The 21023-nt window shown below is 72.6% G+C and carries 18 protein-coding genes; 13 read left to right on the top strand and 5 right to left on the bottom strand.

The window, feature by feature from the left end; genetic code table 11:
* The first annotated feature begins 43 nt into the window (after positions 1-43).
* The 9 genes from PV796_RS31860 to PV796_RS31900 all read left to right on the top strand — a co-directional run bounded on the left by PV796_RS31860 (position 44) and on the right by PV796_RS31900 (position 10765).
* The gene (locus tag PV796_RS31860) at positions 44-1483 is read left to right on the top strand and encodes an RsmB/NOP family class I SAM-dependent RNA methyltransferase (RefSeq protein ID WP_274917083.1); all 1440 of its coding nucleotides are present in this window, start codon (positions 44-46) and stop codon (positions 1481-1483) included.
* A gap of 146 nt (positions 1484-1629) precedes the next feature.
* Positions 1630-3852 carry an NADP-dependent isocitrate dehydrogenase gene (locus tag PV796_RS31865; protein WP_274917084.1) on the top strand — a complete coding sequence of 741 codons (2223 nt, stop codon included), beginning with the start codon at positions 1630-1632 and terminating at the stop codon, positions 3850-3852.
* 146 nt (positions 3853-3998) lie between these two features.
* Entirely contained in the window at positions 3999-4679 is a 681-nt protein-coding gene (rpe, locus tag PV796_RS31870; RefSeq protein ID WP_274917085.1) for a ribulose-phosphate 3-epimerase, read from the top strand.
* Between the two features lie 208 nt (positions 4680-4887).
* Positions 4888-5877, top strand: a complete 990-nt coding sequence (locus tag PV796_RS31875; RefSeq protein WP_274917087.1) for a sugar-binding transcriptional regulator — start codon at positions 4888-4890, stop codon at positions 5875-5877.
* Positions 5878-5934: 57 nt separating this feature from the next.
* Positions 5935-6408: a ribonuclease domain-containing protein gene (locus PV796_RS31880; RefSeq protein ID WP_274917088.1), complete on the top strand. Its 474-nt coding sequence runs from the start codon at positions 5935-5937 to the stop codon at positions 6406-6408.
* Positions 6405-6848 (top strand): barstar family protein, encoded by a 444-nt coding sequence (locus PV796_RS31885; RefSeq protein ID WP_274917089.1) that lies wholly within the window; start codon positions 6405-6407, stop codon positions 6846-6848. Before PV796_RS31880 ends, PV796_RS31885 begins: the two co-directional genes overlap by 4 nt.
* Before the next feature lie 163 nt (positions 6849-7011).
* Positions 7012-8475 (top strand): GuaB1 family IMP dehydrogenase-related protein, encoded by a 1464-nt coding sequence (locus PV796_RS31890; protein ID WP_274917091.1) that lies wholly within the window; start codon positions 7012-7014, stop codon positions 8473-8475.
* Between the two features lie 354 nt (positions 8476-8829).
* Complete coding sequence (locus PV796_RS31895) at positions 8830-10299, top strand: amino acid permease (RefSeq protein WP_274917093.1); 1470 nt, start codon at positions 8830-8832, stop codon at positions 10297-10299.
* 10 nt (positions 10300-10309) lie between these two features.
* Positions 10310-10765, top strand: a complete 456-nt coding sequence (locus PV796_RS31900) for an Lrp/AsnC family transcriptional regulator (protein ID WP_274917095.1) — start codon at positions 10310-10312, stop codon at positions 10763-10765.
* Positions 10766-10852: 87 nt separating this feature from the next.
* On the opposite strand, the gene PV796_RS31905 is transcribed toward PV796_RS31900, so the two are convergent.
* Positions 10853-11356, bottom strand: a complete 504-nt coding sequence (locus PV796_RS31905; RefSeq protein ID WP_274917096.1) for a nuclear transport factor 2 family protein — start codon at positions 11354-11356, stop codon at positions 10853-10855.
* Between the two features lie 262 nt (positions 11357-11618).
* Between PV796_RS31905 and PV796_RS31910 the strand changes: the two genes are divergently transcribed.
* The 3 genes from PV796_RS31910 (at position 11619) to PV796_RS31920 (ending at position 15424) form a co-directional block, all read left to right on the top strand.
* Positions 11619-12533 carry a LysR family transcriptional regulator gene (locus PV796_RS31910; RefSeq protein ID WP_274917097.1) on the top strand — a complete coding sequence of 305 codons (915 nt, stop codon included), beginning with the start codon at positions 11619-11621 and terminating at the stop codon, positions 12531-12533.
* 178 nt (positions 12534-12711) lie between these two features.
* Positions 12712-13518, top strand: coding sequence for a carbon-nitrogen hydrolase family protein (locus tag PV796_RS31915; protein ID WP_274917098.1), 807 nt, complete (start codon positions 12712-12714; stop codon positions 13516-13518).
* 190 nt (positions 13519-13708) lie between these two features.
* A complete protein-coding gene (locus PV796_RS31920; protein ID WP_274917099.1) occupies positions 13709-15424 on the top strand; it encodes a flavin monoamine oxidase family protein in 1716 nt (571 codons plus the stop codon).
* A gap of 19 nt (positions 15425-15443) precedes the next feature.
* Here the strand turns inward: PV796_RS31920 and PV796_RS31925 are convergent, their stop codons facing one another.
* The 3 genes from PV796_RS31925 to PV796_RS31935 form a co-directional block, all read right to left on the bottom strand.
* A complete protein-coding gene (locus PV796_RS31925; protein ID WP_274917100.1) occupies positions 15444-16376 on the bottom strand; it encodes a TIGR03619 family F420-dependent LLM class oxidoreductase in 933 nt (310 codons plus the stop codon).
* A gap of 84 nt (positions 16377-16460) precedes the next feature.
* Complete coding sequence (locus PV796_RS31930; RefSeq protein WP_274919318.1) at positions 16461-17114, bottom strand: DUF5995 family protein; 654 nt, start codon at positions 17112-17114, stop codon at positions 16461-16463.
* Positions 17115-17313: 199 nt separating this feature from the next.
* Positions 17314-18723: a uracil-xanthine permease family protein gene (locus PV796_RS31935; protein ID WP_274917101.1), complete on the bottom strand. Its 1410-nt coding sequence runs from the start codon at positions 18721-18723 to the stop codon at positions 17314-17316.
* A 146-nt stretch (positions 18724-18869) separates the two neighbouring features.
* On the opposite strand from PV796_RS31935, the gene PV796_RS31940 reads away from it, so the two are divergent.
* A complete protein-coding gene (locus PV796_RS31940; protein ID WP_274917102.1) occupies positions 18870-19358 on the top strand; it encodes an acyl-CoA thioesterase in 489 nt (162 codons plus the stop codon).
* Positions 19359-19368: 10 nt separating this feature from the next.
* Here the strand turns inward: PV796_RS31940 and PV796_RS31945 are convergent, their stop codons facing one another.
* The gene (locus tag PV796_RS31945) at positions 19369-20622 is read right to left on the bottom strand and encodes an MFS transporter (protein ID WP_274917103.1); all 1254 of its coding nucleotides are present in this window, start codon (positions 20620-20622) and stop codon (positions 19369-19371) included.
* Positions 20623-21023: the final 401 nt, after the last annotated feature.

Genomic DNA, 21023 nt, shown 5'->3' on the forward strand with positions numbered 1-21023 from the left:
GGCTGGGGCGGACCCCCGTCCCGTAATACCGGAGCACCTTTTCGTGAGTCAGCAGCCGCCCCGCCGCCACGGCACCCGTAAGCCCTACCGCCGCCCGAAGAAGGACCCGGTCCGGATCCTCGCGTTCGAGGCGCTGCGGGCGGTGGACGAGCGGGATGCGTACGCCAACCTCGTCCTGCCGCCGCTGCTGCGCAAGGCGCGCGAGGGCGGGGAGTTCGACGCCCGGGACGCGGCGCTGGCAACCGAGTTGGTGTACGGGACGCTGCGCCGCCAGGGCACCTACGACGCGATCCTGGACCGTTGCGTGGACCGGCCGCTGCGCGAGGTGGACCCGCCGGTGCTGGACGTGCTGACGCTGGGCGCGCACCAGTTGCTCGGCACGCGCATCCCGACGCACGCCGCGGTGAGCGCCACCGTGGAGCTGGCCCGGGTGGTGCTGGGCGATGGCCGGGCGAAGTTCGTCAACGCGGTGCTGCGCAAGGTCGCGGCGGACGATCTGGACGGCTGGCTGGAGCGGGTGGCGCCGGAGTACGACGACGATCCCGAGGAGCACCTGGGGATCGTGCACGCGCATCCGCGCTGGGTCGTCTCCGCCCTGTGGGACGCGCTCGGCGGTGGCCGGGCGGGCATTGAGGACCTGTTGGCGGCGGACAACGAGCGTCCCGAGGTGACGCTGGTGGCGCGGCCCGGACGGGCCACCGCGGAGGAGCTGTTGGCCGCCGCGGGCGAGGAGGGCGCGGTGCCGGGCCGGTGGTCGCCGTACGCGGTCCGGCTCGCCGAGGGCGGGGAGCCGGGCGCGCTGGACGCGGTGCGCGAGGGGCGCGCCGGAGTGCAGGACGAGGGCAGCCAGTTGGTGGCGCTGGCGCTGGCCAACGCCCCGTTGGAGGGCCCGGACCGGGCCTGGTTGGACGGCTGCGCGGGGCCGGGCGGCAAGGCGGCACTGTTGGGCGCGCTGGCGGCGCAGCGGGGCGCGGCGCTGCTGGCGTCCGAGAAGCAGCCGCACCGGGCGCGGTTGGTGGCCCGGGCGCTGGACGGCAACCCCGGTCCGTACGCGGTGATCGCCGCCGACGGCACCCGCCCGGCGTGGCGGCCCGGGGCCTTCGACCGGGTGTTGGTGGACGTGCCGTGCACCGGGCTGGGCGCGCTGCGCCGGCGGCCCGAGGCGCGCTGGCGGCGTCGCCCCGAGGACCTGGACGGATTCGCGCCGCTGCAGCGGGAGTTGCTGCGGCAGGCGCTGGCGGCGGTGCGGGTCGGCGGGGTGGTCGGCTATGCGACCTGCTCGCCGCATCCGGCGGAGACCCGGGCGGTGGTGGAGGACGTCCTCAAGGGGCGCGGCGGCCCGGCGGCCGAGGCCGAGTGGGTCGACGCCCGGCCGCTGATGCCCGGGGTCCCGGAGCTCGGCGACGGCCCGGACGTGCAGTTGTGGCCGCATCTGCACGGCACCGACGCGATGTATCTGGCGCTGCTGCGGCGGACCGGCTGACGGGGCCGTCGCGGGGGTGGCCGGTTCCGATGGAGACGAGGGGCACACCCCCGGGGAGCCGGACCGGACGAGGAGATATCTTGATGTCGAGCAATGTTGATATCTTGATGTCGAGCAATTTTGCAGACGTGGATGGAGCGGACCCGGTGACTGACTCGACCATCATTTACACCCACACTGACGAGGCCCCGGCCCTGGCGACGTACTCGTTCCTGCCGGTGGCGGAGGCGTACGCGGCGACGGCCGGGGTGACGCTGGAGACCCGCGACATCTCGCTGTCCGGCCGGATCATCGCCGTGTTCCCCGAGTACCTCAAGGAGGAGCAGCGGATCCCCGACGCCCTCGCCGAGCTCGGTGAGTTGGCCAAGACGCCCGGCGCCAACATCATCAAGCTGCCGAACATCTCGGCCTCCATCCCGCAGCTCAAGGCGGCCGTCGCCGAGCTTCAGGAGCAGGGCTACGCGCTCCCGGACTACCCGGACGACCCGAAGACCGACGAGGAGCGCGAGATCCGCGCCCGCTACGACAAGGTCAAGGGCAGCGCCGTCAACCCCGTGCTGCGCGAGGGCAATTCGGACCGCCGCGCCCCCGCGTCGGTCAAGAACTACGCCAAGGCGCACCCGCACCGCATGGGTGCCTGGACCTCCGAGTCCAAGACCAACGTCGCGACCATGGGCGCGGACGACTTCCGCTCCACCGAGAAGTCCGCGGTGATCGCCGGGGACGGCACGCTCCGCATCGAGCTGGCCGGCGACGACGGCACCACCACCGTGCTGCGCGAGTCGGTACCGGTCCTGGCCGGCGAGGTCGTGGACGCCTCCGTGATGCGGGTCGGTCCGCTGCGCGAGTTCCTGGCCGCGCAGGTCGCCAAGGCCAAGGCCGAGGGCGTGCTGTTCTCCGTGCACCTCAAGGCCACGATGATGAAGGTCTCCGACCCGATCGTCTTCGGTCACGTCGTGCGCGCCTTCTTCCCCAAGACCTTCGCCCAGTACGGCGAGGCGCTGGCCGCCGCGGGCCTCACCCCGAACGACGGCCTCGGCGGCATCTACAAGGGCCTGGACGCGCTGCCCAACGGCGCCGAGATCAAGGCGTCGTTCGACGCCGAGCTGGCCGAGGGCCCGGAGCTGGCGATGGTCGACTCCGACCGCGGCATCACCAACCTGCACGTGCCCAGCGACGTCATCGTGGACGCCTCGATGCCGGCCATGATCCGCACCTCCGGCCACATGTGGGGCCCGGACGGCGAGGAGGCCGACACCCTCGCGGTGCTGCCGGACAGCAGCTACGCCGGCGTCTACCAGGCCGTCATCGAGGACTGCCGCGCCCACGGCGCCTTCGACCCGGCCACCATGGGGTCGGTGCCCAACGTCGGCCTCATGGCGCAGAAGGCCGAGGAGTACGGCAGCCACGACAAGACCTTCGAGATCCCGACCACCGGCACGGTGCGGGTCCTCGACGGCGCGGGCAACGTCGTCCTGGAGCAGACCGTGGGCGCCGGCGACATCTTCCGGATGTGCCAGACCAAGGACGCCCCGATCAAGGACTGGGTCAAGCTGGCCGTCACCCGCGCCCGCGCCACCGGTGACCCGGCGGTGTTCTGGCTCGACGAGACCCGCGCGCACGACGCCCAGTTGATCGCGAAGGTCAGGGCGTACCTGCCGGAGCACGACACCGACGGCCTGGAGATCAAGATCCTGGCCCCGGTCGAGGCGACCACGTTCTCCCTGGAGCGGATCCGCCGCGGCGAGAACACCATCTCGGTCACCGGCAACGTGCTGCGCGACTACCTGACCGACCTGTTCCCGATCCTGGAGCTGGGCACCAGCGCCAAGATGCTCTCGGTCGTGCCGCTGATGAACGGTGGCGGCCTGTTCGAGACCGGCGCCGGCGGCTCCGCCCCGAAGCACGTCCAGCAGTTGGTCAAGGAGAACTACCTCCGCTGGGACAGCCTGGGCGAGTTCCTGGCCCTCGCGGTCAGCTTCGAGCACCTTGCGACGACCACCGGCAACGCCCGCGCCAAGGTCCTCGCCGACACCCTCGACCGCGCGACCGGCTCGTTCCTCAACGAGAACAAGTCGCCGAGCCGCCGCCTGGGCGGTATCGACAACCGCGGCAGCCACTTCTACCTGGCCACCTACTGGGCCCAGGAGTTGGCCAAGCAGACCGACGACGCGCAGCTCGCCGAGGCGTTCGGGCCGCTGGCCAAGACGCTGACCGAGCAGGAGCAGACCATCATCGACGAGCTGATCGCGGTGCAGGGCTCCCCGGCCGAGATCGGCGGCTACTACCGCCCCGACGCCGCCAAGGCGTCCGCGGTGATGCGTCCGTCGAAGACGCTGAACCAGGCGCTGACGGCCCTGAAGGGCTGACCCACCGCCGTCAGGCACCACCTCGTCCGCCCCGGCCGGGCCGCGCGTCCGGCCGGGGCGGACCGGTGCCGGGGGCCCGTGCCGGGGTGACGGGAGTCTCCCGGCCCGGCGCGGACCGTGCGTGGGCGGACCGCCATACTGGGGGCATGGCCTTGATCAACCCCAGCATCCTGTCCGCCGACTTCGCCCGCCTCGCTGAGGAGGCGAAGGCCGTCGAGGGCGCCGACTGGCTCCATGTCGACGTGATGGACAACCACTTCGTCCCCAACCTCACCCTCGGCGTGCCGATCGTCGAGGCGCTGAGCAAGGCGACGGAGACCCCCCTCGATCTGCACCTGATGATCGAGGACCCGGACCGCTGGGCGCCGCAGTACGTGGAGGCCGGGGCCGGTTCGGTCACCTTCCACGCGGAGGCGGCCGGGGCGCCGGTGCGGCTGGCGCGGGAGATCCGGGCCAAGGGCGCGCGGGCGTCGATGGCGCTGAAGCCGGCCACCCCGATCGAGCCGTTCGAGGACCTGCTGCCCGAGCTGGACATGCTGTTGATCATGACCGTCGAGCCGGGCTTCGGTGGCCAGGCGTTCCTGGACATCATGCTGCCGAAGATCCGCCGCACCCGAGAGCTGATCTCCCGGCACGGCCTCCAGGTGTGGCTCCAGGTGGACGGCGGGGTCTCGGCGGAGACCATCGAGCGCTGCGCGGAGGCCGGCGCCGATGTGTTCGTCGCGGGCTCCGCGGTGTACGGGGCGGACGACCCGGCCAAGGCCGTCCGCGACCTGCGGGAGAAGGCCGAGGCGGCGACGGCCGCGAGCTGGGGCTGCGCCCACTGATCGAGTCGTCGGCGAAGCCCGCGGGGCCCGGTTCCGGGGCGTACGGCGCGGTGTGCGGCGGGGGTTGACCTGCCGGCCACCGAGCGTTCATGCCCGTCGTGCCGGTCATGGTCCCCGTACACCTCGGGTTTCTGAAAGGATGAGCAAAGACTCGATCAGATGCGCAAAAGGGGAGATTTTCGTGGTAGCCAGCCGCCCACAGTCCGGAATGGGCCCTGCCGAGCTGGTGCAGGCCGCGGCCATGGCCCGCCGCTTCTACCTTGAGGGCAAGTCCAAGATCCAGATCGCGGAGGAGTTCGGCGTCAGCCGCTTCAAGGTCGCCCGCGTTCTGGAGACGGCCCTGGAGCGCGATCTCGTGCGGATCGAGATCCGGGTGCCCTCCGAGCTCGACGCGGAGCGCTCCGATGCCCTGCGCGCCCGGTACGGCCTGCGGCACGCGGTCGTCGTCGAATCGCCCGCCGACGCCACGGAGGACGCCGCCGACCCCGAGAACCTCGGTGAGGTGGCCGCCGACCTGCTCGGCGAACTCGTCACCGAGGGCGATGTGTTGGGCCTCGCCTGGGGCCGTTCGACGATCCACATGGCGGCCGCGCTGCACCAGCTTCCGCCGTGCACCGTCGTCCAGTTGACCGGGGTCTACGACGCCGGGACCGCCGACCGCGGCTCGGTCGAGGCGGTCCGTCGCGCCGCCGACGTCTCCGGCGGCGAGGCGCACCCGATCTACGCGCCGATGCTGCTGCCGGACTCGGCGACCGCCGCCGCGCTGCGCGGCCAGACCGGCATCGCCCGCGCCTTCGACTACTTCGACAAGGTCACCGTCGCCTGCGTCTCCATCGGCTCCTGGGAGCCGGGCGTCTCCACCGTCTACGACATGCTGTCCGAGGACGAGCGGGAGCACTACGCCTCGCTGGGCGCGGCCGCCGAGATGTCCGCGCACCTCTTCGACGGTGAGGGCCGGCGCATCGGCCGCGACCTGGGCGAGCGCTGCATCACCGTCGAGGCGGACCGGCTGCGCCGGATTCCCGAGGTGGTGGCGATCGCCGGCGGCCGGCGCAAGGCCGCGGCCATCGGCGCGGTGCTCCGCTCCGGCCTGGTGACGAGCCTGGTCACGGACACCGCGGCCGCCGACCACCTGCTGCTGGAGACCGGCCCCGGCCCGCGGCCCGCGCTGGACCGGGCGGACCCCGACGGGCGCTGAGCGGGCCCGCACCACCATCGGCGCGCAGCCCGCGCGCGGCTGTGACAGCATCGGCGCATGCTGATCCAATCCGCTCCGCGCCGGGCCGCCGCCGTGCTCGGCGCGCTGTTCGCCGCCCTGCTCCTCGTCCTCACCGGCTGCTCCACCGGCGGTGCCGGCAAAGGGAGTTCGGCCGGCGCGCACCACCCGGCCGCGAGCGCCACGGCCGACGGCCGGTCGCCCGGCGGCACCGCCGCACCGCCCTGGGCGAAGGGCCACCCGACCGTCCCGGCGAAGAGCCTGCCCGCCGAGGCGCAGCGCACCCTGAAGCTGATCGACGCCGGCGGCCCGTTCCCGTACCCGAAGGACGGCACCGTCTTCGGGAACTACGAGAAGCAACTGCCCAAGGAACCGCGCGGCTACTACCACGAGTACACGGTCGACACCCCCGGCGCCCGCAATCGCGGAGCCCGGCGCCTGATCACCGGCAAGCAACACGAGTTCTTCTACACCGACGACCACTACAAGTCCTTCAAGGCGGTGCTCCGGTGACCCCCGAGGTGCCCCCGGCGCTGGTCTCGGTGCTCGACGGGCGGACGCCGGCGGGGGTGCTGCCGTGGCCGGCGGACCGGCCGGTTGCGGACGCCCTGGCCGCGGCCCGGGACGCGGGGTGGCACGCGGCCGCGCTCGACCTCACCGGGGTCGTCGACAAGGCCGCCTTCATGGACCGGTGCGCCGCCGCGCTGGACTTCCCCGCCTACTTCGGCGGCAATTGGGACGCGCTGGCGGACTGCCTGACCGATCTGTCCTGGTGCCCGCCCGCGCGCGGCCGACTGCTGGTCGTCACCGGGTGGCAGGAGTACGCGGCCGCAGCCCCGGAGGAGTGGGGCGTGGTCGAGGGGGTGGTGGCGGACGCCGTCGGGTACTGGCGGGACACCGACACCGGGCTCGTGGTGATCATGGCCGGTGGGCGCGGCCGGCGGGGCGCGTAGCCGCCGGCACCGGGCCGCCCGGGACGCCGTTCCGCGACGTTACGGATGCGTCGGGTGAGGCGGCGGCCCGGTGGCCGGACGGCGCGTTGGCGGATCACACACACGCCTCGCGGGCTCGTAGGACTATCGCATGAGTCCTGGTCAGGGCCCGTATCCTGGCGGTATGCGATTCCTCAATCCGAAGAACGGCGCCCTCGAAGAGAGTTCTTCGGTGCCCTACGACCTGACCTACGACGACGTGTTCATGGTGCCCGGCCGCTCGGCGGTGGGCTCCCGCCAGGCCGTGGACCTCGCCTCGCGCGACGGCTCCGGCACGACCATCCCGCTGGTCGTCGCCAACATGACGGCGATCGCCGGTCGCCGCATGGCCGAGACCGTGGCCCGCCGCGGCGGTCTGGTCGTCATCCCCCAGGACATCCCGATCGATGTCGTCACCGAGGTCATCACCTGGGTCAAGCAGCGCCACCTCGTGCTGGACACGCCGATCGTGCTGTCCCCGGTCTCGACCGTGGCGGACGCGCTGTCGCTGCTGCCCAAGCGGGCGCACGGCGCGGGCATCGTCGTCGAGGGCGGCCGGCCGGTCGGCGTCGTCACCGAGCACGACCTGGCCGGGGTGGACCGCTTCACCCAGGTCTCCGAGGTCATGTCCAAGGACCTGCTGGTCCTGGACGCCGACATCGAGCCCCGCGAGGCGTTCAACCGCCTCGACGCGGCCAACCGCAAGCTGGCCCCCGCGGTCGACGCGGACGGCATGCTGGTCGGCATCCTGACCCGCAAGGGCGCGCTGCGCGCCACCCTCTACACCCCCGCCACCGACGCCAACGGCAAGCTGCGGATCGCCGCCGCCGTGGGCATCAACGGCGACGTGGCCGGCAAGGCCAAGGCGCTGCTGGACGCCGGCGTGGACACCCTCGTGGTGGACACCGCGCACGGTCACCAGGAGTCGATGATCAGCGCGATCAAGGCGGTCCGGGCGCTGGACCCGCAGGTCCCGATCGTCGCGGGCAACATCGTCGCCGCCTCCGGCGTGCGCGACCTCATCGAGGCCGGTGCGGACATCATCAAGGTCGGCGTCGGTCCGGGCGCCATGTGCACCACCCGCATGATGACGGGCGTGGGCCGGCCGCAGTTCTCCGCGGTCCTGGAGTGCGCGGCCGAGGCCAAGAAGTACGGCAAGCACGTCTGGGCCGACGGTGGCGTCCGGCACCCCCGCGACGTGGCCATGGCGCTGGCCGCGGGCGCGTCCAACGTCATGATCGGCTCGTGGTTCGCCGGCACGCTGGAGTCGCCCGGCGACCTCCAGCACACCGCCGACGGCCGGCCGTACAAGGAGAGCTTCGGGATGGCCTCGGCGCGTGCGGTGCGCAACCGCACCAGCGAGGAGTCGGCCTACGACCGCGCCCGCAAGGCGCTGTTCGAGGAGGGCATCTCCACCTCCCGGATGTTCATCGACCAGGCCCGGCCCGGCGTCGAGGACCTGATCGACTCGATCATCGCGGGCGTCCGCAGCTCCTGCACCTACGCCGGCGCCGCCTCCGTCGAGGAGTTCGCCGAGAAGGCCGTGGTCGGCGTCCAGAGCGCCGCCGGCTACGCCGAGGGCAAGCCGCTGCACAACAGCTGGAGCTGACCCGCCGGCCCGTCGAGGGCCGACGCAACCGCCGCTCACCGGCCCCGCACCGACCTGGTGCGGGGCCGGTCGCGTTCTGCGGCGGCGGGCGTGATTGACTGCGGTGGAGCGCAACGATCCGCCGCCCTTCGCCGCCGCGCGCAACGATCCACCGCGGTTGCGCAAGGAACCTGCATTACGGCAGGTCAACGAGGGGCCGTAAGGTCATGCGCTGTACGTGGAGTGGCGGAGACCGCCTGCTCGGCGGTCTCCTGCTACAGGGTGGTTCGTCCTGCCTGGGTGACCGCTGCGGTCCCGCTCACCGGAATGTGCCGGAATCTGCGAATCTGACCGGCAGTGACGAAGGAGCCCCCAGTGTTGGAGAACGGCGCCGCCCCGCCCCCAGGGGGCAGCTCGCCCCGGCCACCGGCCGGAGGGCTCGGCACGCGTCTGATGCGCCGCAAGCCGGTCGAGCGACTCGTCGCCGAGGGCGGCCAGGGCGAAGGGGGCACCCTCCGCCGCTCGATGGGCGTCTGGCAGCTCACGATGATCAGCATCGGGGCCACGCTCGGCACCGGCATCTTCGTGGTGCTCGGCGAGGCGGTCCCGGACGCCGGCCCCGCGGTCGTGCTCTCCTTCGTCATCGCCGGCATCACCGCGCTGTTCTCCGCGCTCTCCTACGCCGAACTGGCCGGCACCATCCCGGTCTCCGGCTCGTCCTACTCCTACGCCTACGCCACCCTCGGCGAACTGATCGCCTGGGTCTGCGGCTGGTGCCTGATCCTGGAGTACGGCGTCTCGGTCGCGGCGGTCGCGGTCGGCTGGGGCCAGTACCTCAACGAGTTCCTCGGCGGGACGGTGGGCTTCACCATCCCCGCCGCGCTCTCCGCGCCCCCGGGCCAGGGCGGTTACTTCAACCTGCCGGCGCTGCTGGTGGTGTTGCTGGCGATGGTGTTCCTGCTGGGCGGCGCCAAGGAGAGCGCCCGGGCCAACACCATCATGGTGATCGTCAAGATCGTCACGCTGCTGCTCTTCTGCGCCGTCGCGATCCAGGGCGTGAAGTCCGGCAACTACGCCAACTTCATGCCGATGGGCATGGCGGGCGTCAGCGCCGCCGGCGCCACCCTGTTCTTCTCCTACATCGGCTTCGACGCCGCCTCCACGGCCGGCGAGGAGGCCCGGAACCCGCAGCGCGACCTGCCGCGCGCCATCATGCTCTCGCTGGTGATCGTCACCACCCTGTACTGCCTGGTCGCGGCCATCGCGGTCGGCGCCCTGCCCTGGCAGGAGTTCAAGGGGTCGGAGGCCGCGCTCGCCGGGATCCTCAAGACCGTCACCGGGCAGGGCTACTGGTCGGTGATGCTGGCCTTCGGCGCCGTCGTCGCCATCGCCAGCGTCGTGCTGACCGTGCTCTACGGACAGACCCGGATCCTCTTCGCGATGTCCCGCGACCGGCTGGTGCCCACGGTGTTCTCCAAGATTCACCCCAAGAGCGGCGTGCCCCGGGTGAACACCGTGATCGTCTCGCTGTTCTGCGGCGTGCTCGCCGCCGCGGTGCCGCTCGGCCAGCTCGCGGACGCCACCAGCATCGGCACGCTCTTCGCGTTCGCGCTGGTCAACGTGGCAGTGATCGTGCTGCGGCGGACCCGGCCGGACATGCCGCGGGCGTTCCGCACCCCGCTGTCGCCGCTCTTCCCGGCGATCGGTTTCCTGCTCTGCCTCTACATGATGGGCAGCCTCGGCCCGGTGACCTGGGTGGTCTTCGGAGTCTGGATGGTGGTCGGCCTTGTGATCTACTTCGGATACGGCATGCGCCGCTCCCGATTGGCCACCGCAGAGAAGTGATCCACCCGCAGTGCGACTGAACGATCTCGACGAACGCATCGTCCACGCCCTCGCCGAGGACGCCCGCCGCAGTTACGCGGACATCGGCCAGGAGGTCGGGCTGTCCGCCCCGGCGGTCAAACGGCGGGTGGACCGGCTGCGGGCGGACGGCGCGATCACCGGCTTCACGGTGCGCGTCGACCCGGCCGCCCTCGGCTGGGAGACCGAGGGGTTCATCGAGATCTTCTGCCGCCGCAACACCTCGCCCGAGGCGATCCACCGCGGCCTGTCGCGCTACCCGGAAGTGGCGTCCGCCTCCACCGTCACCGGTGAGGCGGACGCCCTGGTGCAGGTCTTCGCCTCCGACATGCGGCACTTCGAGCGGGTCCTGGAACGGATCGCCGGCGAGCCGTTCGTCGAACGCACCAAGTCGGTGCTGGTCCTCTCCCCGTTGCTGCGACGGTACGGGGCGGGGGCGCCGGGCTAGGTCCTCTCCCGACCCTGATCCGCCGGGCAGGGGCCCCGGGGCGACAAGTCCCGCCTGCCGCGTCCCCAACCTCACAGGGCAATACACCTAGGCCGCGTCCGCCGCCGGGCCCGTTCCCGTCGGCAGACGGGGTGGGGTGCCCTGGGTCCAGGCGATGCGCAGGGTGGAGGCGGTGATCCGCCAGCCGTCCGGGGTGCGGACCAGTTCGGTGGCGGCGTGGCCGCCGGAGACGAACAGGGCCCCGGAGCCGTCCGCCAGGACGTGGGTGCTCAGTTGGGGCGCGCGGGCGGTGGCCCGGTCGCCGTCGACCTCGATGACGGCGGCGCCGCCCAGGTGCATCGTCCGGGCGAAGAGCGCCATCCCCTCCCGGATCCGGGTCACCACGGCGTCCCGGCCGCGGACCGTGCCGATCGGCATCTCGGCCGTGGCGTCCTCGGCGTAGTAGGCACGGCCCCACGCCTCGTCGAAGACGCCCTCGTCGAGGGAGTGCTGAAGGCGGGCCAGCAGGTCGGTGATCTCGGCGCGGTCGAGGAGGAGTTGGAGCCGCCGGTCGTCGGGGCGTCGGGCGGCGGTGGTCTGGTGTGTGGTCATGCGGGGATCCTGCTGCCTCAAGCGGACTTGAGGTCAAGGGTGGGGGTGACGGGCGTTCCGTCGCGGGGTGGGGGAGCGGCGTCGGGGCGGCCACCTTCCGTGCGGTGTAGTGGAGTTCGGGTCCGGTGCGCCGGCGCGGACGTCACGGTCCGCCGCGACCGCCTCGGTGCGGAATGCCGCCGGCCGCCGGCGGCGCTGACGTGATCATGGGCCGGGCACTACGGCCGCCCGTTGTCGATCCCGAAGGCAAGGTGTGCACTCCATGATCGAGCCAACCGCGAACATCGACTTCAACCTGTTGACCGCCCTGGACGCCCTGTTGGAGGAGGAGAGCGTCACCGCGGCCGCCGACCGGCTCGGGCTCTCCGGGCCCGCGATGAGCCGCGCGCTCGGCCGGATCCGGCGGACCGTCGGGGACCCGATCCTGGTCCGCGCCGGCCGCCGCATGGTGCCGACCCCGCGGGCGGTGGAGATCAAGGCCGAGGTGCGGCGGCTGGTGGAGGCGGCGCACGGGGTGCTGAGTCCGGCCGGGCCCGCCGACCCGGCCCGGCTGAACCGGGTCTTCACCCTCAACGCCAGCGACGTCATGGTCACCATCCTCGGCCCTCCGCTGGTCGCCCGGGTCGCCCGGGAGGCGCCCGGGGTGGTGCTGCGCTTCCTCGGCGAGAGCCACGTCGATCTGCCGCTGCTGCGGGACGGGGTGGCCGACCTGGAGCTGGGCGTGATCGACAGCCCGGAGCCTGAGGTGCGGACGGCGCCGCTCTTCGAGGACCGGATCGTCGCGGTCGTCCGCGGCGGCCATCCGCTGGCCGAACAGCCGCTCACCGCCCGCCGGTTGGTCGCCGGCCCGCATCTCGGCTTCTCCCGGCGCGGGCGGCTGGCCGGCCCCCTCGACACCGCGCTGGCCGAACGAGGGCTGCGCCGTCGGGTGATCGCCACCGTCCCGACCCTGGCGGCCATGCTGATGATGGTGCGGGACAGCGACGCGGTGGGCCTGGCCCCGGAGCGGACCGCGGCCCCGATGATCCGTGGCCTCGGCCTGCGCGCCCTGCCCGTCCCGCTGGACCTCCCGCCGATGCCGATGGCGATGGCCTGGCACCCGCGGCAGGAGGCCGATCCGGGCCACCGCTGGCTGCGCGAGGTGGTGCGCGAGACGGTCGCCGCCACGGTGGTCTGAGTCACCCGTCGGCGTCCCGTCCGGCCGGCACGGAGGGGTCGTGCAACGAATCGCCGCGCCAACCCTTGAACGCGCAACGAATCGTCCCGCGTCGCGCAACGCTGGAGCCTTGTCGTGGATCACCGCCGGCCCGTACCGTCATTGCGTCCCGCCCGCACCGCCATCGCCGAGGGGTCCCATGTCGCCGCTGCACACCGCCCTGCTCCAGAGTTCGGGACGGCCCGGCGACGTCGCCCACAACCTCGCGGCGCTCGCCGACGCGGCGCGCGAGGCGGCCGCGACCGGCGCCCGGCTGCTGGTCTGCCCCGAGCTCTTCCTCACCGGCTACGCCATCGGCGCCGACCTGCACCGCCTGGCCGAGCCGGCCGACGGCGTCAGCGCCCGGACCATCGCCGGGATCGCCGCCGAACACGGCATCGCGGTCCTCTACGGCTACCCGGAGCGCGCCCCCGAGAAGCACGGCGTGGTGCACAACTCCGTCCAGTTGATCGGCCCCGACGGCAGCCCGCTCGCCAACTACCGCAAGACCCACCTCTTCGGCTGCTTCGAGCGGGAGTGGTTCACCCCCGGCGAAGACCCGGTCGTGCAGGCGGAGTTGGACGGAATCCGGATCGGCCTGCTGATCTGCTACGACGTGGAGTTCCCGGAGAACGTCCGGGCGCACGCGCTGGCCGGCACCGATCTGCTGCTGGTGCCCACCGCGCAGATGCACCCCTTCCAGATCGTGCCGGAGCAGATGATCCCGGTGCGCGCCTTCGAGAGCCAGATGTACATCGCGTACGTCAACCGGGTCGGCACGGAAGGGGAGTTCGAGTTCATCGGGCTGAGCTGCCTGGCCGGACCGGACGGCGTGGTCCGCGCCCGCGCCGGGCACGCCGAGCAACTGGTGCAGGCCGCGGTCGACCCCGCCTTCCTCAAGGAATCGCGGGAGAACAACCCCTACCTGCACGACCGGAGGCCGGAGCTCTACACCGACCTGACCTGACCGGTCCCGCACCCGGCGGCCCCACCCGGCCCTGCCGCGCCCCGGTCCGTCACCGCGCACGCCCCGCCACCGACCCGTCGCGCCCGCGCGCACCCCGCCCCGCGCGCCCACGGTGCGCCCGAAACGCCCGCATACCGCCGTATGCATCCCCCTGCCCGTCCTGCCTGCCCGTCCGCAAGGAGTCCGCCCGATGACGTCCACGGTGCCCCCCGCCGTCCCGCACACCACCGCGCAGCCGCCGATCACCATGTTCGGCCCGGACTTCCCCTACGCGTACGACGACTTCCTCGCCCACCCGACGGGCCTCGGGCAGATCCCGGCGACCGAACACGGCACCGAGGTGGCCATCGTCGGCGGCGGCCTCTCCGGCATCGTCACCGCGTACGAGCTGATGAAGATGGGCCTCAAGCCCGTCGTCTACGAGGCGGACCAGATAGGCGGCCGGCTGCGCACCGTCGGATTCGAGGGCTGCGGCATTCCGGCGGAGGGGCTCAACTGCGAGCTGGGCGCGATGCGCTTCCCGCCGTCCTCCACCGCCCTCCAGCACTACATCGACCTGGTGGGCCTTGAGACCAGCCCGTTCCCCAACCCGCTGGCCGAGGCCACCCCCTCGACCGTCGTCGACCTCAAGGGCGAGTCGCACTACGCCGAGACCGTCGACGACCTGCCCGCGGTCTACCGCCAGGTCGCCGAGGCGTGGAACGCCTGCCTCGAAGAGGGCGCCGACTTCTCCGACATGAACCAGGCGATGCGCGAGCGCGACGTGCCGCGCATCCGCGAGATCTGGGCGAAGCTGGTCGAGAAGCTGGACAACCAGACCTTCTACGGCTTCCTCTGCGACTCCGAGGCGTTCAAGTCCTTCCGGCACCGCGAGATCTTCGGCCAGGTCGGCTTCGGTACCGGCGGCTGGGACACCGACTTCCCCAACTCCATCCTGGAGATCCTCCGCGTCGTCTACACCGAGGCCGACGACCACCACCGCGGCATCGTCGGCGGCTCCCAGCAGCTCCCGCTGCGCCTGTGGGAGCGGGAGCCGCAGAAGATCGTGCACTGGGCGCCGGGCACCTCGCTGTCGTCGCTGCACGACGGCGCGCCCCGCCCGGCCGTGACCCGGCTGCACCGCACCGCCGGCAACCGCATCACCGTCACCGACTCCTCCGGCGACATCCGCTCCTACAAGGCGGTGGTCTTCACCGCCCAGTCGTGGATGCTGCTGTCGAAGATCGACTGCGACGACGACCTGTTCCCGATCGACCACTGGACGGCGATCGAGCGCACCCACTACATGGAGTCCAGCAAGCTCTTCGTGCCCGTGGACCGGCCGTTCTGGCTGGACAAGGCCGTCGACGACGAGGGCAACGAGACGGGCCGGGACGTCATGTCGATGACGCTCACCGACCGCATGACGCGCGGGACCTACCTCCTCGACAACGGTCCGGACCAGCCGGCCGTCATCTGCCTCTCCTACACCTGGTGCGACGACAGCCTGAAGTGGCTGCCGCTGTCGGCCAACGAGCGCATGGAGGTCATGCTCAAGTCGCTCGGCGAGATCTATCCCAAGGTCGACATCCGCAAGCACATCATCGGCAACCCGGTGACCGTGTCGTGGGAGAACGAGCCGTACTTCATGGGCGCGTTCAAGGCCAACCTGCCCGGCCACTACCGCTACCAGCGGCGCCTGTTCACCCACTTCATGCAGGAGCTGCTCCCCGAGGACAAGCGCGGCATCTTCCTCGCCGGCGACGACATCTCGTGGACGGCGGGCTGGGCCGAGGGCGCCGTGCAGACCGCGCTGAACGCGGTGTGGGGCGTGATGCACCACCTCGGCGGCTCCACCGACGCGGCCAACCCGGGCCCGGGCGACGCCTACGACGAGCTCGCGCCGGTGGAGCTCCCGGAGGACTGAGCGCCCGCGGGCCGCCGCCCTACAGCCCGGCCGCCCGGATCCGGGCGTGCAGGTCGGCGGCCCGGTCGGTGAGCTCCGCGCCGTCCCGGCAGTGCTGTTGGAGGTCCAACAGCACCTCCCGGGCACCGGCTTCGGCCGCCCCGGCGAGGTCGGCCAGTACCTGCTCGTGGCTGCCGCGGTACGGACGGCGGTCGCCCTCGGGCAGCGGCGCGCCGGTCAGCTCCACCCCGACCCGCAGGACGACGTCCAGTTCCCCGGCGTCGCGGCCGTGCCGCTCGACGGCCTCCGCCAACCGCCCCATGAGCGGGGCCAGTTGGCCGCCGGTCAGGTGGGCCGGTAGCCAGCCGTCGGCGCGCCGGGCCACCCGCTCCAGGGCCCGGCCGTTGCTCCCGGCCAGGTAGACCGGGATCGGCCGGGCCGGCTTGGGGCCGACCGAGGCCGGCCCGATCTGAGTCCAACGGCCCCGGTACCCGACCGGGTCGGGGCCCCAGACCGCCGCGCAGACGTCCAGCAACTCGTCCAACTGGGCGCCGCGGTCGGGGAAGGCGGTGATCCCCGCGGCGCGGTACTCGTCCCGCGACCAGCCGGTACCCAGGCCCGCCAGCACCCGCCCGCCGCCGGCCGCGTCGAGCGTCGCCAGCGTCCGGGCGAGCGGGAACGGCGCGTGCAGCCCGGAGACCAACACGCTGCTGCCCAGCCGGACCCGGTCGGTGACCGCGGCGGCCAGCGCGAGGGTGACCAGGGGGTCGGCGCAGTGGCGGTAGAAGTCGGGCCAGGGCAGGCCCGGCACGCCGTAGAGGCCGTCCAGCGGCTCGCGCGGGAACACCGTCCGCTCGAAGACCCACACGCTGTCGTAGCCGGTCTCCTCCGCGGCGCGGGCCACGCTCCGCACGTCGCGCCGCGGGTCGTACTGCGGCATCTGGGGCAACCCCAGTCCCAGTCGCAAGGTCATGGCCGGCACCCTACGACGGGCCGCCGGGAAGCGGAACGCGGCGGCGCGGGGCGCGGCGTGCCGCCCTCCCGTTCGCCTGCCGGGCTATCCAAGGGGCGTCAGCAGGCAGCGCCCGATCAGGCCCACGCTCGCGTCCAGGCGGTCGGCGAACTCCTCGACCAGTTCCGGGAAGTGGCGGACGCCCCACATCATCCGGGCCGCGGCCCAGGCGCCGTCGCGGGCCTTTGCCAGGCTCCAGGAACCGATGAGGTGGGTGAGCGGATCGGCGATGTCCAGGAGGTCGGGGCCGGGCATCAGGGTCTCCCGGATGCCCTCCTCCAGGTCGGTCAGGACGGTGCCGATGCGGTCGAAGTCGCCCTCCAGGGCGGGCGGTTCGCACTCCAGCGCCCGGCAGGTGTCCACGACGGCCAGTGCGAGGTCGTGACCGATGTGCGCGTTGATCCCGGCCAGCGCGAACTGGAGCGGACGGATCCGGGGGTGGCGGCGCAGGTGGAACAGCGGCCGCCAACAGGCCGGCGGCCGCAGCCCGGTGGCGTCGGCGTCGACCGCGGTGAGGTAGCGGTGGGCGAACTGGACGTCGAGTTCGCCGGTGGCCTTCGGGTCCTCGAAGGCGCCGTCGCCCACCCGTTGGGCGACGGCCTCGGTGACGGTCAGGTAGACGCGGTTGAAGACGGCCACCCCGTCGTCGGCGGGGAGCGTGCGGTCCAGCTCCCGCATCCGTGCCAGTACGTGTGCCACGCCCGCGGTCGGCGGGGCGGCGGGCTCCGTGGCGGTGGCGGGGTGCGGGCCGCCACCGCCGTGCTGCTGAAGGGTCGTCATCCGGTCAGCGTGACAGCGAAATGCCCCGAAATATGCGGATGAACATGGCGAGTTGCCCGGATCGGGGTAACGGGCGGCGCGCCGTCTTGAGGCTCCTTCCGCCCGGCCGGCCCCGCCGCTACGGCTTCTGGGGACCGCCCGGTTCCGCCGGCCCCTCCGGCCGGTCGTACGCCGAGGTGCCCTCGTCCAGGAGCGGACGCTGCTCCTTGAGGTGGGCGGGGGCCAGGGCCTTCAGGGCGTGGTAGCCGGTGAGCACCACGATGGTGCCCAGGGCGATCCCGCTGAGCTGGAAGGTGTTGGTCAGGTGCAGGCCGACGCCGCCGATGCCGATGATGATGCCCGCGGCGACCGGGACGAGGTTGAGCGGATTGCGCAGGTCCACCTTGTTGTGCACCCAGATCTGGGCGCCCAGCAGGCCGATCATGCCGTAGAGGATGACCGTGATGCCGCCCAGCACCCCGCCGGGGATCGCGGCCACCACGGCGCCGAACTTCGGGCAGAGTCCGAAGAGCAGCGCGAAGCCGGCCGCCGCCCAGTAGGCCGCGGTGGAGTAGACCCGGGTCGCCGCCATCACGCCGATGTTCTCGGAGTAGGTGGTGTTCGGCGGGCCGCCCAGCGCGGTGGAGAGGACCGAGGCCGCACCGTCCGCGGAGATCGCGGTGCCCAGCTTGTCGTCGAGCGGGTCGCCGGTCATCTCGCCGACCGCCTTGACGTGTCCGGCGTTCTCCGCCACCAGGGCGATCACGACCGGCAGCGCCACCAGGACCGCCGACCACTGGAAGCTGGGCCCGTGGAAGGACGGCAGGCCGATCCAGTCGGCCTTGCCGACCGCGGAGAAGTCCAGCCGCCAGTGGTCGGTCACCTTCCCCGCGCCGTTGACGGAGTGGATCATCCCGAAGGCCCGGTCGAAGACCCAGGAGATCGCGTAGCCGAAGACCAGCCCCAGGAAGATCGCGATCCGGGACCAGAAGCCGCGCAGACACACCACGGCGAGCCCGGTGAACAGCATGGTCAACAGCGCCACCCACTGGTCCTGCGGCCAGTACGTGCTCGCCGTCACCGGCGCCAGGTTGAAGCCGATCAGCATCACCACGGCACCGGTCACCACCGGCGGCATCGCGGCATGGATGATCCGCGCCCCGAACCGCTGCACGGCCAGCCCGATCAGGAACAGCACCACCCCGACCACCAGCACCGCGCCGGTGACCGTGGCGCTGGTGCCGCCCTGCGCCCGGATGACGGCCGCGACCCCGACGAAGGAGAGCGAGCAGCCGAGGTAGGACGGCACCCGTCCGCGGGTGGCCAGCAGGAAGATGACGGTCGCGACGCCCGACATCATGATCGCGAGGTTGGGGTCGAGCCCCATGAGGACGGGGGCGACGAAACTCGCCCCGAACATCGCGACGACGTGCTGCGCACCCAGGCCGATCGTGCGCGGCCACGACAGCCGCTCGTCCGGTCTGACCACGGCACCAGGGGCCGGGTTGCGCCCGTCGCCATGCACGGTCCAGCGCACGCCGAGGCCCATGACTGCTCCAGTTGTTCAGGTGTTCTTCACGGGGGGACTTCAAAAGCATTCTAAGCAGCCGCTTACGATGGCTCGGGCTCGTCGCGCCGGCCCGGCTGGCCCCGCGCGCCCCGATCACCCCGTCGTAAACCCCAGGAGCACCACCCGTGAGCGTCGAACCCCTCCAGACCGCCGGACCCGTCGACTTCGGTCAACTGGTCCCCGTCACCGTCCACTTCGACGACCTCGACGCGCTCGGCATGCTCCACAACTCCCGCTACCCGCTGCTGGCCGAGCGGGCCTGGGCCGAGTACTGGCACGGCTTCGGCTACGGATTCGACGGCGACTGGGCCGCCGCGGGCGACATGTGCAACGTCATCAAGGAGATGAAGGTCTCCTACGAGCGCCCGCTCACCCGCGCCGGCCACTACGCCGCGCACCTGTGGGTCGAGCGCCTCGGCCGCACCGGCCTCACCTACGGCTTCCGGATCTGCTCCGCCGACGGCGCCGAGACCCACGCGTACGGCCACCGCGTGCTGGTCCGCGTCGACCCGCAGACGCTGCGCCCCACCCCGTGGTCGGAGCGGGCCCGCTCGATCGCCGCGGACCTGCTGCGGCCGGCCCCGGAGAGCACCGGGGCCGCCGACGCGGCCTGAGCCGCCGCGGTCAGGAGCGCTCCAGGTCGCTGCCGCGCTCGGCGGCGGCCGGGGCGCCCGCGCGGGCCGTCCGGGACGGCATCCGCAGCACCCGGGCCCCCGCCACCAGTCCGAAGGTCAACGTCGTCACCAGCACGAACGACCCGGTCAGCGAGGTCGCCTGGGCGATGCCGCCGATCGCCGAGGGGGCGATCAGCCCCGAGGTGTAGGTGATGGTGGCCACCCCCGCGATGGCCTGGCTGGGCGCCGGGCCGCTGCGCGCGGCCGCCGCGAACGCCAGCGGCACCACCACCGCGATCCCCAGCCCCACCAGGCCGAAGCCGGCCATCGCCTGGACCGGCCGGCCCGCGGTGACGATCAGCAGCCCGCCGGCGGTGGCCAGCACCCCGCCGGCCCGGACCGTGCGGACCGGGCCGAAGCGGGCCACCGTCCGGTCCCCGGCCAGCCGGGCGAGGGCCATCGTGCAGGAGAACGCGGTGGTGCACGCGGCCGCCAGCCCCGCGTCGGTGCCCAGCCGGTCGCGGAGGTAGACCGCCGACCAGTCCAGCGAGGCGCCCTCGGCGAACACCGCGCAGAACCCGATGGCGCCGATGACCAGTGCCGACCGCGGCGGGAGCGCGAAGCGCGGCGGCGGATGCTCCTCGGGCGCGCTGCGCAGATCCAGCACGCCTCGGCAGGCGAGCGCGCCGAGCAGGGTCAACACCAGGGCGGCGCCGGCGAGATGGAGCCGGGCGTCGGTGCCGGTGTGTGCGGCGACGGTGCCGGCCGCCGAGCCGAGCAGCGCGCCCACGCTCCACATCCCGTGCAGCCCCGACATGATCGGCCGGCCCAGCCGGTCCTCGGTCTCCACGCCCAGCGCGTTCATCGCCACGTCCGCCATGCCCGAGGTGGCGCCGTAGACCAGCAGCGCGCCGCAGAGCACGAACAGGTCGGGGGAGAGGGCGGGCAGGGCCAGGGCGAGCGTCCACAGTGCGAGCAGCGCGCGCAGGGCGGTGCGGGCGCCGAGGCGGTGCGTGATCCGGCCGGCCAACGGTATCGCCAGCGACGCGCCGATCGCGGGGAAGGCCAGGGCCAGACCGAGTTGGCCGGGCGGGAGCTGGGTGTGGTCCTGGAGCCACGGTATGCGGGTGGCGAAGTTGCCGGTGACCGAGCCGTGCACGAGGAAGACCGCGGCTATCGCCCAGCGGGCGCGGCGCAGTTGGCGGTCGGGGCGTCGGGGGTAGGGGGCACGCGAAATGGCGTCGGGAACGCCGTTGCCAGCCATGGCCGGCAAATTATCAGGGCCCCTGCCTGCCCATAAGGGCGACGATCCCGCCATGCGGCGTTGGCTTGGCTTCCCACGTTGTTGGCTTTCCCGCCGTGGGCCTGCGGCCGGCTGTTCCCCACGTTGTTGGCTTTCCCGAAGCTCGAAACTGGTACTCCTGCGTTGGACCTGAGAGAGCCCCGCCCGGGGACGAGCCCAGACGGGGCGGGGTCGTGCGTTCAGCGAGTGCGGATCACCGTCATCCGGAGTGGGGCCGGCGCCGAGTTCTACGGCGTGCGTCGGACAGGCGTAGAGGATCGTCCCCGGCCCGCAACTGCTCTCGATCCAGCGCACGGCAACGGGGGCGGTGGTGAGCGTGCGGCATCGGATGCACAGTGCGACGCGCACGTCCGGTATCGGGC

Source organism: Streptomyces sp. WZ-12 (genome assembly GCF_028898845.1).
In the GTDB taxonomy this organism is placed as follows: Bacteria; Actinomycetota; Actinomycetes; order Streptomycetales; family Streptomycetaceae; genus Streptomyces.

Coding starts and splice junctions, on each gene's coding strand:
- rpe (WP_274917085.1), top strand. CDS start 3,999: ATGGCCTTGATCAACCCCAGCATCCTGTCCGCCGACTTCGCCCGCCTC.
- PV796_RS31875 (WP_274917087.1), top strand. CDS start 4,888: ATGGGCCCTGCCGAGCTGGTGCAGGCCGCGGCCATGGCCCGCCGCTTC.
- PV796_RS31880 (WP_274917088.1), top strand. CDS start 5,935: ATGCTGATCCAATCCGCTCCGCGCCGGGCCGCCGCCGTGCTCGGCGCG.
- PV796_RS31890 (WP_274917091.1), top strand. CDS start 7,012: ATGCGATTCCTCAATCCGAAGAACGGCGCCCTCGAAGAGAGTTCTTCG.
- PV796_RS31905 (WP_274917096.1), bottom strand. CDS start 11,356: ATGACCACACACCAGACCACCGCCGCCCGACGCCCCGACGACCGGCGG.
- PV796_RS31910 (WP_274917097.1), top strand. CDS start 11,619: ATGATCGAGCCAACCGCGAACATCGACTTCAACCTGTTGACCGCCCTG.
- PV796_RS31915 (WP_274917098.1), top strand. CDS start 12,712: ATGTCGCCGCTGCACACCGCCCTGCTCCAGAGTTCGGGACGGCCCGGC.
- PV796_RS31920 (WP_274917099.1), top strand. CDS start 13,709: ATGACGTCCACGGTGCCCCCCGCCGTCCCGCACACCACCGCGCAGCCG.
- PV796_RS31925 (WP_274917100.1), bottom strand. CDS start 16,376: ATGACCTTGCGACTGGGACTGGGGTTGCCCCAGATGCCGCAGTACGAC.
- PV796_RS31935 (WP_274917101.1), bottom strand. CDS start 18,723: ATGGGCCTCGGCGTGCGCTGGACCGTGCATGGCGACGGGCGCAACCCG.
- PV796_RS31945 (WP_274917103.1), bottom strand. CDS start 20,622: ATGGCTGGCAACGGCGTTCCCGACGCCATTTCGCGTGCCCCCTACCCC.